General features: G+C 48.7%; 14 protein-coding genes. 2 read left to right on the top strand and 12 right to left on the bottom strand.

The features are described 5' to 3' along the window. Nucleotides 1-151 precede the first annotated feature (151 nt). Nucleotides 152-361, top strand: coding sequence for a hypothetical protein (locus tag ACFQZT_RS31080; RefSeq protein WP_379306622.1), 210 nt, complete (start codon nt 152-154; stop codon nt 359-361). Here the strand turns inward: ACFQZT_RS31080 and ACFQZT_RS31075 are convergent. The 6 genes from ACFQZT_RS31075 to ACFQZT_RS31050 all read right to left on the bottom strand — a co-directional run bounded on the left by ACFQZT_RS31075 (nt 330) and on the right by ACFQZT_RS31050 (nt 7,540). Then, nucleotides 330-1,130 carry an MBL fold metallo-hydrolase gene (locus tag ACFQZT_RS31075; RefSeq protein ID WP_379306620.1) on the bottom strand — a complete coding sequence of 267 codons (801 nt, stop codon included), beginning with the start codon at nt 1,128-1,130 and terminating at the stop codon, nt 330-332. The genes ACFQZT_RS31080 and ACFQZT_RS31075 overlap by 32 nt on opposite strands. Nucleotides 1,131-1,180: 50 nt before the next feature. Next, nucleotides 1,181-2,005: a two-component system regulatory protein YycI gene (gene yycI, locus ACFQZT_RS31070; protein ID WP_379306618.1), complete on the bottom strand. Its 825-nt coding sequence runs from the start codon at nt 2,003-2,005 to the stop codon at nt 1,181-1,183. Nucleotides 2,006-2,035: 30 nt separating this feature from the next. Further along, entirely contained in the window at nt 2,036-3,325 is a 1,290-nt protein-coding gene (locus tag ACFQZT_RS31065; protein ID WP_379306616.1) for a YycH family regulatory protein, read from the bottom strand. Continuing rightward, a complete protein-coding gene (gene walK, locus ACFQZT_RS31060) occupies nt 3,322-5,151 on the bottom strand; it encodes a cell wall metabolism sensor histidine kinase WalK (protein WP_379306614.1) in 1,830 nt (609 codons plus the stop codon). Before walK ends, ACFQZT_RS31065 begins: the two co-directional genes overlap by 4 nt. 2 nt (nt 5,152-5,153) lie before the next feature. Continuing rightward, nucleotides 5,154-5,873 carry a response regulator YycF gene (gene yycF, locus ACFQZT_RS31055; RefSeq protein WP_379306612.1) on the bottom strand — a complete coding sequence of 240 codons (720 nt, stop codon included), beginning with the start codon at nt 5,871-5,873 and terminating at the stop codon, nt 5,154-5,156. Nucleotides 5,874-6,001: 128 nt separating this feature from the next. Then, nucleotides 6,002-7,540 carry a peptidoglycan DD-metalloendopeptidase family protein gene (locus ACFQZT_RS31050; protein WP_379306610.1) on the bottom strand — a complete coding sequence of 513 codons (1,539 nt, stop codon included), beginning with the start codon at nt 7,538-7,540 and terminating at the stop codon, nt 6,002-6,004. A gap of 379 nt (nt 7,541-7,919) precedes the next feature. Here ACFQZT_RS31050 and ACFQZT_RS31045 point away from each other — a divergent pair, with 379 nt between their 5' ends. After that, nucleotides 7,920-8,195: a hypothetical protein gene (locus ACFQZT_RS31045; RefSeq protein WP_379306608.1), complete on the top strand. Its 276-nt coding sequence runs from the start codon at nt 7,920-7,922 to the stop codon at nt 8,193-8,195. Here ACFQZT_RS31045 and ACFQZT_RS31040 read toward each other — a convergent pair. From ACFQZT_RS31040 to ACFQZT_RS31015, 6 genes are all read right to left on the bottom strand, one after another. Further along, entirely contained in the window at nt 8,192-8,875 is a 684-nt protein-coding gene (locus ACFQZT_RS31040; protein WP_379306606.1) for a hypothetical protein, read from the bottom strand. The two genes, ACFQZT_RS31045 and ACFQZT_RS31040, sit on opposite strands and share 4 nt — an antisense overlap. A gap of 403 nt (nt 8,876-9,278) precedes the next feature. After that, complete coding sequence (locus tag ACFQZT_RS31035) at nt 9,279-10,565, bottom strand: adenylosuccinate synthase (protein WP_379306604.1); 1,287 nt, start codon at nt 10,563-10,565, stop codon at nt 9,279-9,281. Between the two features lie 678 nt (nt 10,566-11,243). Beyond that, nucleotides 11,244-12,608: a replicative DNA helicase gene (dnaB, locus tag ACFQZT_RS31030; RefSeq protein ID WP_379306601.1), complete on the bottom strand. Its 1,365-nt coding sequence runs from the start codon at nt 12,606-12,608 to the stop codon at nt 11,244-11,246. A gap of 91 nt (nt 12,609-12,699) precedes the next feature. Further along, entirely contained in the window at nt 12,700-13,146 is a 447-nt protein-coding gene (rplI, locus tag ACFQZT_RS31025) for a 50S ribosomal protein L9 (protein ID WP_379306599.1), read from the bottom strand. Beyond that, a complete protein-coding gene (locus tag ACFQZT_RS31020; RefSeq protein WP_379306597.1) occupies nt 13,143-15,104 on the bottom strand; it encodes a DHH family phosphoesterase in 1,962 nt (653 codons plus the stop codon). Before ACFQZT_RS31020 ends, rplI begins: the two co-directional genes overlap by 4 nt. 18 nt (nt 15,105-15,122) lie before the next feature. Beyond that, a complete protein-coding gene (locus ACFQZT_RS31015) occupies nt 15,123-16,037 on the bottom strand; it encodes a DUF2232 domain-containing protein (protein ID WP_379306595.1) in 915 nt (304 codons plus the stop codon). Nucleotides 16,038-16,041: the final 4 nt, after the last annotated feature.

The raw sequence follows: 16,041 nt of genomic DNA, 5'->3' as shown, positions 1-16,041 counted from the left end.
AATTTAGGAATGTTTCGATCATCACTTGCCTACAATAATAGTAAACCAAATCTCTTAAAGAAATACTAGACTTAACCGAAACTTAATCCAGATCCCAAGCGGATGCTTACGAAACCAGTATTGCTCCGCAAAAATCTAAGGAGCGTGCACAATGAACCGGATTCATTCCCATTTCGATGAAATTAATATGATCGGCAAGCTGGCAGACCTGAAGGAAAGCCATTATCACCAATCCCTCATTCTCTCATCTCTCATCCAGCTCCTTGTCGATAAAGGCGTCATTACCGCGCAAGAACTCCAACAGAAGTCCAAGGAACTGGACGCCGCACTCACTCCGAATCCAGCACATCCCATTTCGTAGGTCGGTCAAAATATGTATCCATAAGGCGCAGCTGCTTGGCCTCAGGGGCTCGCTCCTGTAGTATATTATTCACGGTCAGCCTGGCCAAATCCATTAAATTATGATCACGGCTGAGATGCGCCATATAGACGGACTTCGTCTTGCTGGTCAACACGTCACAGAGCGCTTCCCCTGCGGCTTCATTGGATAAATGGCCCTTATCCCCGAGAATCCGACGCTTAATGCTCCATGGATAATGGCCCATGCGAAGCATCTCTACATCATGATTCGTCTCCAGCACCATGGCGTCGGAATCGGTAATCTTCTCCTTTACCTTCGAGCTCATATAGCCCAAATCCGTGACGACGCTTAGCTTCTGTTCACCTTCATAAAAGCAGTACCCGACCGGCTCCGCCGCGTCATGGGAAATCCCGAAGGATTCGACCTTCATCGTGCCAAACTCCTCCGCAGACCCGGTCTCCATCACGCGTTTATTACCTTCTGCAATCTCGCCGATTTGCCGGTTCAGCTCTTCCCATGTCTTCTCATTTGCATAAATCGGGAGATCATATTTGCGGGCAAAAGCACCCAGCCCTTTGATATGATCGGAGTGCTCATGCGTAACCAGAATCGCATCTATACTGCTGGCCGCGAGCTCCCGCTCCTTCATTAACTGCTCCATCTTCTTCGCGCTGAAACCCACATCCACGAGCAGCCTGACCTCACCGTTGTCCACGACCGTCGCATTTCCCGTCGAACCGCTCGACAGTACCGTAAATCTTACTCCCATATTCCTGCTCCTCTATCACAAGCCTTGTTCGTCCTTCTAGGCTGCCTGCTCTATTTGGCGTCTTTATTATCCTTGCCTTTGTCTGAGGCCGTGTCTTTCTTGCCATCAACCTCCGGCGTAGCAAACGGCGAAAGCTCCGAACCTTTCTGAGGAGGCTCTACCGCCCCGTTAAATGCCTGCAGATAATAGATATCCCCATTATCGATCGTTACCCGCCAGTGCGGGAACATCGGCTGTGTTTGCGAATTGTAATTTTGCCCATGATAACCAAGACGTACTTCCGTAATAATCGAACCTTCGCTCAAATAATTATCCACTAAGCTGCGAACAGCCAATTGAGCGGGGATGAGCTTTTGCTCGGTTTGTTCTACTCCTGATTCTACTTCAACGTACGCTTGTCGGTAACTGGTAATTTCTCCATTCTGCTCATTCAGTTCCACTTTCACATCAAACAGCGGCAATTTCCCAAATACTTGATTGAATAGATAAACCCCGTTCTTACTCGTAACCGAGTCGAATTGATACAGCTCAAAATGCGGAATTTCCGACCGTGCTTGCACTTCTTTGCTAGCGCCTTTGCCTAGGAGTGTAGCCATTGTAATCGGCGTTTTCAGCGTCTTCTTCTCGCTTGGTTTCATGCTCTCATCGAACTTGACTGTGATGACCTTCAGCTTAGGCAAATCGGTTGGCAGATCTTCCGTTAAGCGAATATTTTTGCTGCGGAGGACCCGATTCAGCTCTTCTACCGTCCCCGAAGTATCGGAAGCGATTTCCGTCTGATTGGACCGATTGGCGGACCATAACTGGAAGCCGAGAATCATGTTTAACATCAAAAATGAGAGGATTAAAATCGTTTTAGCCCGACCCCAGTTCATGGCTTCACCTGCCTTCGCTCATCATCATGTTCATTCCATAAAATCAAATGTGCCATCCCGCAGCTCCAGCGCCCATGTCGGCGCCAGCACAAGCGTCTTTTCCGATAGAATCGGCCTGTAAGCCGGGAAAATAGAAAGAATACTCGTCCGGCGTTGATAAGACTGCAGCCTTTCTTCCAGTACGTCGCCAGAGATCAGCTCAGCATCCCGTCGCTGTCCTGTCTTGAGGTCCGGAATGATCATCGAGCGCTCAAAGCCGGATACGAGGCCTTTTTGAACTTGCAGCTTCATAGAACCGAAGCCTTCCAACTGATTCGTAATAATCGGAAGCGATTCATAATATTCACGGAACGTAAACGTATGGTTGTCATAAGACTGTTTCTGCGGCGTGCGGGCTACGACATATTTCCCGTCCCAACCAATGTGCTGATTGATGAACTTAATCCCTGCGAGCAGATCTTCCCGCACATCGATCTTGCTCTCAACCGGAGCGATAGGATCCGAATACGTAATCCACCGCTGATCCCGATTGATCTGGAATCCGCGTTTACTGTCCGTATAAATCTCCGAGCCATCCCGTTCCTTCAAGTTCCTCGTAATGCCAGGGTCAACAAACAGACTCTGCTTCAATTGATCGGCCGTTAACAGGCTGTAGTTGAACGAGTAGCTGGGTACTCGAAGCGGTTTAATCGGCAAATAATAATCGCCATTATTCGTCGTTTTGTAGAGGTTGGTCAAATCGCCGTAGGCGGCGAAATTCTCCACGTCTTTACTCGTAAAATCAGCCCGCACGACTTCGTACCCCACGCTTGGGGAGTCTGTAAAAAAGAACGCACGCACATCCTCGTTATTGCCTTTTGAAAAAATCCATATGCGCGTAATTTTATCATTCTCGGCGGGAATTTCACCTTCAATTCGAAGCAATTGCTGCATGACACTGAACGGAATGCCTTCCCGAAAACGCATCTCGACCCCTTGCTGCTTCGTTCGAACGTCCTCCCAGTTCACATTGGCCAAATACATCGTGGTTTTCCGGAATCCATCAAAACTGCGTTGCTTAATATTATCTAAGAGGCGCGTGTAGTAATAATTGCTTGGATACAAAACAGAGTGCTGCTGGTTGCCCAGATGCACAATAATTTGGTCAGGAAAAAGCATGTCCTGCAGCTCCGATTGCTTGCCTGGCGTTTCTGTCTGGACGTAATTGCTTTGCTGGATAGGCTCGCCTTTCGGCGGGTTATACGAGGAGAGCAAGAAGCTCTGATACAAGCTGACTCCGATTAAGACGACGAGAACGATCGATTTCAGGCTTTCTATCATACCGACTCATCCTCCTCTTGCCCCATCGGCAGCGTAAATGTAACGCGAGTTCCTTGTCCAAGCTCTGAATCCAGAGCTATTGTTCCTCCGTGCGCTTTTACTATTTCCCGGGCAATTGAAAGTCCCAACCCCGTTCCGCCCATATTTCGAGAGCGTGCTTTGTCCACACGATAGAATCGATCAAAGATGCGGGTCAGATCCTTCTTGGGAATCCCGATTCCATTGTCCTGCACCGAAATTTCCAGCATCTCTTTGTCGATTTTTCTCGCGCTTAGGCGGATGGCCCCTTCATCACCGGTATATTTGATCGCATTCGAAACGAGATTGTCGAGCACTTGATCGATCTTGTCCCGGTCCAGCAGCAACCGGTTCACGTCTGGATCTACCTGAATGCTGATGCGAATCTTCCGCTGGCGCAGCTGAAACGAGAAACGGTCCGCCACCTCTTCCAGCATCTCGCTTACGAGTGTCGACGATTTACTCATCATCGATTGCTTCGAATCTAGCCTCGACAGATGCAAGAGATCCGTCACCAGACGGATCATCCGCTCCGTCTCGCTGCGCGTAACGCCGATGAAGCGCGACGCGAGCTGCGGCTCCTCGATGGCGCCGTCGTCTAGCGCCTCCAGATAGCTCTTGATCGTCGTCAGCGGCGTCCGCAGCTCATGCGACACATTCGCTACGAACTCGCGCCTCGCCTGTTCCAGCTTCTCCTGTTCGGTGACGTCCTGGAGCACTACAATGATCCCGTGCTGCCCCTCTCCCCGGCGGTGAATCGGCGTGAACGTAATCCGGACCGAGAGCTGCTCCTCCTCATCGGGGAGCTCAATATCAAGCAGCGTTGTGTTCACCTGCCCACTGATAAACTCGCGAATCGTTTCCATCGGAATCCCGAGCACATCCGAGATTTCCCGTCCAAGCGTCGCCTCTTCTTCCGTCTGGAGAATCTGTTTCGCCCGCCGGTTAAGCACGATGACTTGTCCCCTATCATCCGTCGCGATGACACCGTCATTCATATTGGTCAAGATCGAGGCGAGCTTCTCCTTCTCCTCTTCGTTAAGCGAGAGCGCTTCCTTCAGCCGGTTCATCATGAAGTTGAACGTATGTCCCAGCTGACCGATCTCATCGGTTCCTTGCACACGGACTTGCTGGTCAAAATTGCCCTCCGCAACCGCCGTAGCCTGCCTCGTAATCTCTTTAATCGGATTCGTAATCGTACTCGACAGAATCACACCGAGAATCGCGGTTAACCCCAGTGCTATCAACGTGCCGGAGATTAAGATGCGGTTGATCGAACTGATCGTTTTATACACATCTTCCATCGACGCAATGATATATACCGCACCAAGCACACGGACACCGCTGCCTACCGGCTTCGCAATAACCAACTTGCGGTAGCCGTCCTCATCCGTAAAAATGCGCTGATTATCCTTAATCCCTTGTAAGGCCCGAATGACTTCAGGCTGCGTGTTACGCTGCTTCAAATGACCGGGCACCGACGTGCTGATGACATTCCCGTTGGCATCGATAATCTGTATTTCCGCGTTATTAATGGAAAATAAATTGCTGACAAACTCGTTTAAATCAGCGTAAGTTTTCTTGCCTTCCGCATTCTTGCTATCTTGGTCGCCTGTCAAATAAGACCCCACGAACCCGGCGAGCAGCGTCGCCTGGCTGTTACGGGATGCGAGAAAGTCGTTCTTGAAATACGTCTCCACCGTTTTGTAAAAATAAACACCAATGAGCTGCATAGCAATAAGAATGAGCAACACGTAGATGATAATCAGCTTCGACTGAATCGATTGAAAGAAGCGGATGCCTTTCATGCTTAGAAGCCACCGACTTTCGGACTCCGCATCATATAGCCGAGACCTCGGCGCGTCATAATGTACTCCGGACGACTCGGATCGGTTTCCAGCTTCTCACGCAAACGCCGAATCGTCACATCCACTGTTCGCACATCGCCGAAATATTCGAAGCCCCATACCGCCTGAAGAAGGTGTTCGCGCGTCATCACTTTACCCGAGTTTTTAGCCAAATATTGAATCAATTCAAATTCTCTATGCGTCAGATCGAGCGGAGCCCCGTCTTTATACACCATGTACATGTCGTTATCGATAAACAGCCCATGAATCCGCATCCCATTGCGCTGCGTATCAAGTTCAGGAGGTGCAGCTTGAGCTTTCGTCTGTCTGCGCAGGTGCGCCTTCACCCGGGCTAGCAGCTCCCTTGTGCCAAAAGGCTTGGTCACATAGTCATCTGCACCCATTTCTAGGCCAAGCACTTTATCCAGTTCTGTATCTTTAGCTGTCAGCATAATGATAGGAGTATTCAGCTTCGATCGAACTTCCCGGCACACGTCCATGCCATCCTTCACAGGCAGCATCAGATCAAGCAAAATCAAATCCGGTTGCTCCGAAAAAGCAAGCTCGACCGCACTGCCGCCATCATATGCGCAGATGACTTGATAGCCCTCTTTTTCCAAATTGAATTTCAAAATATCTGCAATCGGTTGTTCGTCATCTACCACAAGAATTTTGCCAAACAAACCTACCACCGCCTACTTCATAAATGTCGTCCATCCATTTACATACTTTCATCTATTTTACCATAATTCCAAGCAAAAAGAGACAAGGCCCCCCGTACTTTCCGGTTCGACCTCGCCTCTTCAGTTAACTAGCGATTCAAATATTTTAAAGGATTTTGCAGCTCTCCACCGCTATGGACTTCGAAATGCAAATGCACGCCTGTAGAGTCGCCTGTACTCCCCATAATGCCAATTTTGTCGCCTTTTTCTACAATCGCACCTTGAGAGATGGTGATCTTGCTCAAATGTCCGTATAACGTTTCGTAACCATTCAGATGATTGATAATAATATAATTGCCGTAATCTGATTTATAACCGGTTTCGCTGATTTTACCGTTATCGGCCGCCATAATGTTCTTGTTGCCCGTAATATCAATGCCTTTGTGCAGCTTGCCCCAACGCATACCGAATGTACTCGTAATACTTGGTGAGACTACCGGCCATGCAAACTTGCCAGTACCTTCGCCTTGAATGACTTTCGTACCCTTTTTCACCTTAGCGGTTACAGGTTGATCGATAATGTCTTCATTAACGACTTTCTCTTCAGTCATTAAACCGTTGACCTTTGTAACCTGAATCGTCACCTTTTTCAAACCGTTCTTGCCCGGCGAAATCGGTTGAACGACACCAACCCGCATAGAATCGTCTTTCACGTACTCGGTATCATATTGAATCTCTTGATTTTGGACAACCTTTTCCGTCGTTTTGACGGAGAGTGTCGGTTGCAGTACGGTCACATCCAGCTGATTGCCGATCTTCAGCTTATCATCTTGAATGCCTGGATTCTTGTCATAAATAAACTGTTTGGAAATGCCCAGTTTCTTGGCGATGCAAGAGACGCAGTCTCCTTCAACAACCGTATATTTAGCTGGCTGTACATCACCGGTTTGCAGCTTTTTGACGACGTCGTCCGGTTTGGCTAAATCCTTCGGATCGATAGGTACTTCAACCTTATCAACTTGCTGGATAAACTCGACCTTATCGAGCTCGGATGGCGCTGTGCTGATATCATCGCCGGCGCTTGCGGAAAGAACAGCTACCTTAGCGGATTCCTTGCCTTTTGGTGTAAAGGGTGCCTTCACCTGCTCGAGAATCCGATCTGCCGTCTCTTGATCCTTCACAATCGCAACGACCTTGCCGTCCACCTTGAGTTCAACACCGGTCGGCTTTGGTATTAAAAGCGAGTTCAATGAAGCGATAACGGCTGCGTCATCCGTCTTTTTATTGTAAGCCTTCTCAGCTCTATAGGTAACGCTGGATGTTTCAAGCACCACATGGACATCTGGATAATTCTTCTGTACTTCTAGCGGTCTGCTCTGTTTATATTCATCGATAATCTTGCTGTCGCTTACGATTCCGATTTCTTGATCATTCAGCATCACATGGTACACATTGACCATGCCTGCTTCTACATATTGATGTCCAGCAATGGTGATTGCCCCTGTCAGAGCGATTGCGCCCGCTCCCAGAATAAGAGGCCATTTATGTCGTTTCATTACCGCCAGCGTCGTTGTTGTCGTCGTTTCCTGTTGCTGCTTGTCTGATTCATTTCCGGTCAAGCTTTCTCGCTTAGCCTTGAATCTCTCGATGAGATCCATGACAAAGCGCATTCCCCTGAAACCTGTCATGATCTTCTCCCTTTAGACGGTTTTGCATCCACAGATACATAAATCAACCTTATTTAGACATAATATCCATGAGAGGATATCTTCCTTTTGTTAAATTTACCACACTCTCTCTGACAATTTCAACTTTAACCCGGTCAGGCATGTGATAGATTCGTGTCAAACGCCTAAAAACCGACGCCAAACGCTCGAAATTCATGTTAAGAAACCCCTTACTTTGAACTTCAAGGTAAAAATATGGCGAAAGCTAGTGCTGACTAGTTCCGTTTTCTATCGAAAACTTCAAGCATACGTATCCGATGTCAGCTTTTCTTGCGAAAAACTCGGCCTATGCTTCCTATGTCAGTTTTTCTGGCGAAATACGCAAAGGAGAAAATCCCAAATGGAAAAAAATCTAACGGCTACTTTTGATAACGTGGACAACCTGAAGCTAGCGGCAGAGCAACTCAAACAGCAGGGTGTGCTAAATATTCAATATGACCATCATGGCGCATTTATAGTGGACTATCAATCGAGTGAACTTGTTCAAAGCTTGGATAGCTCTGCCGCAACCCCTTCCTATGAGCTTACGGTTAGTGTCCAAAAATCACGCTACCGCCAAGCGGAAGATACCATTACGAAATTCGGCGGCCTGCTCCATGATGAACATGCATTCTAATATTTGCTGATAATGTCCATGAGTTGTTTGTATTCCTGTTCGTTCAAATATTTTTTTAGCGTTTGATCGACCTCCTTCACCTCTTCCGTCGTGATCCCGTCCTCCAGAATGGCCGACAAATGCTGTACTTCGTTTTGCGGGAGCTTCGCCACCACTAGCGAAAATATTTTCATTTTGTCATCGCTGGAGAGAGCTTCCTTCTTCTTGGCGAAATCCTCGGTGGAAAGAACGAGATCCTTCTTTTGGGCATCCGCATCGCTGTGGACTCGCCCCATGACAGCGACAGCGTCATCTTTTGAGTCGCCGTGAGCGCCAACAGCTATGTCGGAACCCGTTGCACCCGCTCCGTTTTGAGACCCATTGCTCGAATTTTGAGCGTTCGACGAAAGGTTGCCGGATGGGCTAGGACTTGCCCCAGGTTGTGAGGACGGGGTTGAAGAGTCGTTCTTCGTCGTCGGCGCTTGTTTCCCCCCGTCTCTTGGCTTAACTATATTCAGCTCTCCCGCCAATCTTGCAGCAAATTCGGAAAATTGAACCTTTTTACCTAGTGCCGGGATGTTAAATTGTCGAAATATATCTTCAACGTACATGTTCACCACATACCACGTCGTGAATATAGTAATCGATGTAATAAGGACGGTTCCGATCACAATTTTAGTTAACCATTGCAAGACTTTCATTCCCAACATCACTCCTGCCGCATTATCAACTACCTCCTTCCCAGTATTGACGAATTCATCACCATTAAATCCCTTTACAGAAAAAAGAAATCCTCTAAGCTGATGGACAGCCTAGAGGATTTCTATATTTATTCCACTTTCAGAACCGAGAAGGTTGGATGAAATTCGGAGAAGGAGGAACGGAGCGTAGTGATTTGCTACGTGAGTACCGGACTTCCCGGATTTCATTCAAGATTCGATGCCGATTATGCACCCTGAATAACTTCGTTATGAATAAACCTTTATCGCAGTATATCGAAGATGCACGACCGCGTTTATAGGTAGGTTTATTCGCCAAACAGACTGCCATTCTATAAGCTTAAGCGCTATATAGATTGGCAGTCTGTTGTGGTCAAAAGTGGAATTATGCGTAGATTGGGCGTACTAGGTTCGTTTGTTCCCGGTTACGACCAACGGAGAAGATCGCAATCGGAATGCCTGTCAGTTGGGATACACGTTCGATGTAGTGTCTGGCATTCTCCGGCAGATCGCTCAAGGAACGTGCTTCGGATACATCTTCGGTCCAGCCTGGCAGTTCTTCATAGACTGCCTCGCACTCGGAGATCGCCTTCAGGCTTGCTGGGTAGTGTTCGATCAGCTCGCCGCGATACATATAACCTGTGCAAATTTTGACCGTTTCTAGTCCTGTCAGAACGTCGATAGAGTTCAGAGACAGGCCAGTGATTCCGCTGACGCGTCTTGCATGACGCACAACAACGCTGTCGAACCAGCCGACACGGCGAGGACGCCCTGTGACGGTACCGTATTCGAAGCCTTTTTCACGAATCCAGTCGCCGGTTTCATTGTTCAGCTCCGTTGGGAACGGACCGTCGCCAACACGAGTCGTGTAAGCTTTAGCTACACCGATAATGTTGTGGATCTTCGTTGGGCCTACGCCGGAACCGATACATACGCCACCCGCTGTTGGGTTCGACGAAGTTACATATGGATACGTACCTTGGTCTATATCTAGCATTACGCCTTGTGCGCCTTCAAACAGGACGCGGCGGCCTTCATCGATATATTCATTCAGAACGACCGAAGTATCCGTCACATAGGGACGAAGAACTTCTGCAAAACCGAGGTATTCTTTGAGAATCGGTTCGACATCGAGGCCTTTGGATCCGTACACTTGTTCGATCAGAACGTTTTTCTCTGCAACGATGCGTCTAAGCTTCAGCTCGAACTCTTCGGCGTCCATCAAGTCGGCGATGCGAATACCGTTACGAGCTGCTTTATCCATATAGCAAGGGCCGATTCCTTTGCGGGTCGTTCCGATTTTGCTGTCGCCCTTACGATCTTCTTCCAGTCCGTCAAGCACCAGATGATACGGCATGATGACATGCGCGCGATTACTGATATGCAGATTTGTCGTCGTAAAACCATTATCATGAATGTAATTGATTTCTTCAATAAGTGCAGCCGGATTAATTACCATCCCATTCCCGATCACACATGCTTTATCTTTATAAAAAATACCGGAAGGAATCATCGTCAGCTTGTACTTCTTGCCGCTGATTATGATCGTATGGCCTGCGTTGTTCCCGCCTTGATAACGAGCAACAACCTCTGCGGACTCAGCCAAGAAATCCGTGATTTTACCTTTACCTTCATCTCCCCATTGCGTACCGACAACAACAACCGTTGACATGTGCACTAACCTCCGTACGGTGACGAGTCACCCATAATGAGCCGCTATGGCTTTTGTGCCACAAAGGAAAGTTGGACTTCGTTAAAGCGCTAAAGCATGGAGTCCGTAAAACTTTCCCTCTGGCGATGCAATTTCCTCTAAAGGCGTGCCGTTATCCTGCACTAACCCGGTTAGAGGGCTTACTCACCGCAAAGGAACACGTAGGTGTCTTGAAGCGACCCTTGATTGAGAAGCTCGAGGATCCTACCTTTCGGCATGAAAAACGACCTCTACTCGAACCAGCCTTGTTTTTGCAAGCGTTCGATCAAGGTTTTTCCACCGTCTCTAGTGTAGCAGTCCCCCTAAGCAAAGTCAATGAAAAACGAACGATTAAAGAGGTGCTTGTATAATTGTTCGGAATTTGCTCATAATAATAAATTGGCAGAGGGTTCACTGCCCCATAAGTTAAAATGTTCGGAACGCCTCAATCTTTGGCTTGAATTTTATCCAGCAGCTAAATACGACATTGCCTGGAATCGTGCTTGCTACTGGATTCCATCCAATAGTTTTGCCTCCAAAATAAATTCTCATAACTTTTTAATGGTTTTTATTGGAGAATTTCCAATCAGACCTTTAGTCCAACATGATTCTCATTGATTCTGTTGGACTAATTCCAATGGCATATAAAAATGGCAGCCGTTAGTACTGCCCGGCTGCCACTTCCTGATGACTTCGATCCATATTCACGAATTTATTGAATTGTTTTAAGAATGCCAGCTCCACAGTCCCTACCGGACCGTTACGCTGTTTAGCGATGATGATCTCAATAATGTTCTTCTTCTCCGATTCCTTATCGTAGTAATCGTCCCTGTAGAGGAACGCTACGATGTCGGCATCTTGCTCGATCGAACCGGATTCCCGAAGGTCGGACATCATCGGACGCTTATCCTGACGCTGCTCCACGCCCCGGCTAAGCTGCGAGAGCGCGATAACCGGTACATTCAGCTCACGCGCGATCTGCTTCAGCGTACGGGAGATCTCAGAGACCTCCTGCTGCCGGTTATCGCCTTTGCCGCGTCCGGCAATCAGTTGCAAGTAGTCGATGAGGATCATGCCGAGCCCCTTCTCCTGCTGCAGACGACGGCACTTCGCGCGGATGTCGGCAACCGTAATCGATGGCGTATCATCGATGAAGATGTTCGCCTCTGACAACGCGCCGATCGCCATCGTCAGCTTCTCCCAGTCGTCGCCTTCAAGGAAGCCCGTCCGCATGCGGTTCGCGTCGACATTGGCTTCGGCGCAAATCATACGCGTGACGAGCTGGGCCGCGCCCATCTCGAGCGAGAAGATGGCGACGGTTTCCTTCGCCCGGACGCCGACATTCTGCGCCACGTTCAGCGCGAAGGCGGTCTTACCGACCGAAGGCCGAGCGGCCAGGATAATAAGGTCCGAGCGCTGAAAGCCGGACGTCATCTTGTCGAGGTCCACGAAGCCCGAAGGGATTCCCGTGGACCCGCCTTTATGCGAGTAGAGATGCTCGACTCGCTCGAATACCTCCATGAGCACATCGCGAATGGAGACGAAGCCGCTCGAGGTACGGCGCTGCGAGATCTCGAGGATGCGCGCCTCCGCCTCGCTGAGCATGGCTCCCACATCTTCGGAATTGGCGTAGCCATCCGAAACGATCTGGGTGGCCGTGCGAATGAGTCGGCGCAGCATCGACTTCTCCTCGACGATCGCCGCGTAATAGTCGACGTTTGCCGCCGTCGGAACGGCATTAGCAAGCTGCGAGAGGTACGTTACGCCGCCGATTTCCTCCAGCTGCTGCTTGTCCGATAGACGCGCCGTCAGCGTAATCAGATCGACAGGCTCCTGCTCTTCGGCCAGCTCGACGATCGCCTCGAAGATGCGCTGATGCGCACCGCGGTAGAAATCATCGCTCGTTACCCGCTCCATGGCGGTAATCAACGCCTCGCCTTGAAGCAAAATAGCGCCGAGCACAGCTTGCTCGGCTTCTATATTCTGTGGGGGTACGCGATCCACAAACATGTTATCCCCGCTCATTTCAAGGTACCCGCCTTTCTTAGAGGTTATTTAAAAAGACCACTTTGTGAAAGCGGACTTTTTAATACTCATTTCAATTTTATTTAATGTATTACTTCTCTTCCGTCACTTGCACGCTAAGGCTCGCTGTCACTTCACTGTGCAGCTTCACTGGAACTTTCGTAACGCCTAGCGTCCGAATTGGATCTTCTAGCACGATTTTACGTTTGTCGATAACAATCTTCTGCTTCTCCAGCACTTCCGCAATCTGCTTGCTTGTAATCGCTCCGAACAAACGTCCGCCCTCACCGGCTTTAGCCTTAATCGTTACCGTTAGTTCGTTCAGCTTTGCGCCGAGCTCCTGTGCGTCCGCTTTTTCCTGATCCTTGCGGCGCTGCTCCGCTTTTTTCTGGTTATCCAGCGTCTTCACCGTTCCTTGCGTTGCAGGTGCTGCTAACCCTTGTGCAAATAGAAAATTTTGTGCGTATCCTTCGGATACCTCTTTAATTTCGCCTTTTTTCCCCTGGCCTTTAACGTCTTTCAACAATACGACTTTCATTCGAAAAGTCCCTCCTCTTCTTGCATCTCCGCAAGCACTTGCTTTAGCCGTCTCGTTGCTTCCTCTAAGGTGCCCTCGATCTGAGTGGCGGCATTGGTCAGATGGCCACCGCCACCCAGTCGCTCCATCACGAGTTGGACGTTCATTTGCCCCAGCGACCTAGCGCTGATGCCAATGAGTCCATCCGCCCGCTCACCGATGACAAAGGAAGCCATAATATTCGTCATATTCAACAATGTATCAGCTACTTGCGCAATCATCAACTGAGAATATTTGCGATTCGGCTCAGCAACTGCCAATGCGATATGCTCATATAGCGTTTCTGTATGCTTGATAATCTCTGCTTTCTCGATATAAGCATCGAGATCTTCCTTCAGCAAACGCTGAATTAAGCTGGAATCTGCACCATTCCTGCGCAAATACGAAGCTGCCTCGAACGTTCTGGCTCCTGTCCGCAGACTGAAGCTCTTCGTATCAACAACGATCCCCGCGAGCAAAACCGTAGCCTCCAAAACTTCCATCGTGAGCTTGTCATTAATGTACTGAAGCAGTTCAGTTACCAGCTCGCATGTGGAAGAAGCGTAAGGCTCCATGTAAACGAGTGTAGCATCGTGTATAAACTCCTCGCTGCGGCGATGATGGTCGACGACCACAACCCGGTGGGTCAACTGCAGCAATTTCGGCTCCGCCACCATCGATGCCTTGTGCGTATCCACAACGACTGCCAGCGTACGCTGAGTCGTGATTTGCATGGCTTGCTCCGGTGTAATGAACCACCGGTAAAGGCGTTCGTCGGCTGAAATCGTCTCCATCAACTTTTGAATGGATGGGTTAATGCCTTCCAGCACGATGTAGCCCTCTTTACCAATCACCTGGACCGCTTTCAAAACACCGATCGCCGCTCCAACCGAGTCCATGTCCGGAAAACGATGCCCCATGATGACGACTTTGTCACTATCCTTCATTAGATCGCGCAGTGCATGGGAGATCACTCTCGCCCTCACACGTGTCCGTTTCTCTACAGCATTCGTACGACCGCCATAGAAAGATAGCCGTTGCCCGACTTTCACCGTAACCTGGTCGCCGCCGCGTCCAAGCGACATATCCAGCCCCATTTGCGCCATTTGGCCAAGCTCCGTCAGCTCTTCAGCACCCGAGGCAATCCCGATACTCAGCGTCATCGGCAGCTTGTTCTCAATTGTGAGATCGCGGACGTCGTCCAAAATCTCAAACCGGGTCTGTTCCAGCTCGCGCAGTCCTTTTTGGTCCATCAAGATGAGGAACCGGTCCGACGATGTCCTACGCAGGTAAAGGCGATGTTTTTGCGCCCACTCTGTGATCTCTCCTGTCACTTTGGCCAGCATGATGCTACGAGTCTGATCATCCATCCCTTGAGTGGCTTCATCGAGGTTATCCATCATCACGATGCCGATCGCCGTTTTCTCATCCTCGTATTTTTTCGCCAATATTGCTTGTTCGGTGATTTCGCGGAGATAGAGCAGTCGCTCCTCAGGGCGTATCCATACCTGATAGATTAGCTTTCCAATGGACAGCTCGACCTTCTCATTCTTATCCTTTTTACCTTTGAGGTCAGGGAAAAATTCATAAATCGACTCTCCGATGACCGACTCCTGATCGAGCATTTTTGCCACAAACGGGTTGTGCCATTCGATACGCTTCTCTTCATTATATAAAATGATTCCGATCGGGAGGCCGCTCATCACTTCATTGCCCGCTTTTTTCACACGGTGTGTAATTGTTCCGACATATGCATTCAGCTCTCTGCGAAATGCGGTCTCCGCTTGCAGTGTAAAATAGGCCAGCACACCGCAAATCACTAATGCCACTAGACCCAGTATCCACTGATACATAAAAATAATTGCTGTCAACAGAAGCAACAGAGCGAAAATCCATACGATGTGTTGGCCATGCCACCGCTTTAAAAGGAACTTCGGCATTCGTACTAGCTCCTAATCCTATAAATTTTTCTTAAACCGTTCTCGGATTGGAAACGCAACATCAAATACCCCTAATAAGCTGTATACGAACAAAAATGGAGGCATAAAGCAAACTAACACAATCGCAATAATCGGCAGAATCGGTTTCCACTTGTTGGCGTGGACAACGAAAAATAAAAAGCATATCGCTTGTATCGCGAAGGCCAGCACCAACAATGGCAATAAATTCATCAGCAGCGTTGCAATTAATGAATTGGACGCCGGGTCTACAAACAAATCGATAATGAAAGCAAGCAAATAGATCCAGACAAACGATCGAGGAAGCATTCTTTCCCTCATCGGACGAAGCCCTGGGATTCCTTCTCCCGTTTTGTTCAGCAACCAGCGGCTAATGCCGTGGGATACAAACGCATAAAACAATGCGAAGAAGATCAAGTAGAGCGGTATGACTTGCACCATTAGATTTACGTACCAATCCTGATCCTTGGGCAGTAATTCTCTTAAAGCGGTTGGCATCGTTGTCACGTAATCGGTCATAAACAGCTTGAATTTAGCAATCGGATCGAAACCAAGCGTATAGCCGATAACGAGGCTTAATAACGATTCCGCCAATAAAGTTACAGTTCCTGCTGTAAGTACCGTACGGGCAGCCGCTTTGCGTTTATATAAATTCCCCATCACCAAGACAGGAGGCAGGAAAAATAAAGATACCGATAAGAGGAACATGCCATGCAAACCGGTGAGCAAATAGACAATCAGCAAGCTTAGCACATACAAGAGCGCAAATCGTTTCGTGCTGGATTTCACGTACAATAGGAGTACGGGAATCATGAGAAAACTAACCGTAAAAATAATAAAAGGAGTCATTAAGGACAGCAGTAAAACGATCATTACTACACTCCATAAGATGCCTTGCCAACTTCGATTCCCCAACCGG

Source organism: Paenibacillus sp. GCM10027628, from assembly GCF_042676385.1.
In the GTDB taxonomy this organism is placed as follows: Bacteria; Bacillota; Bacilli; order Paenibacillales; family NBRC-103111; genus Paenibacillus_E.
Note: the sequence above shows the minus strand (reverse complement) of the source record. Positions and strands in the feature narration are given on the sequence as shown.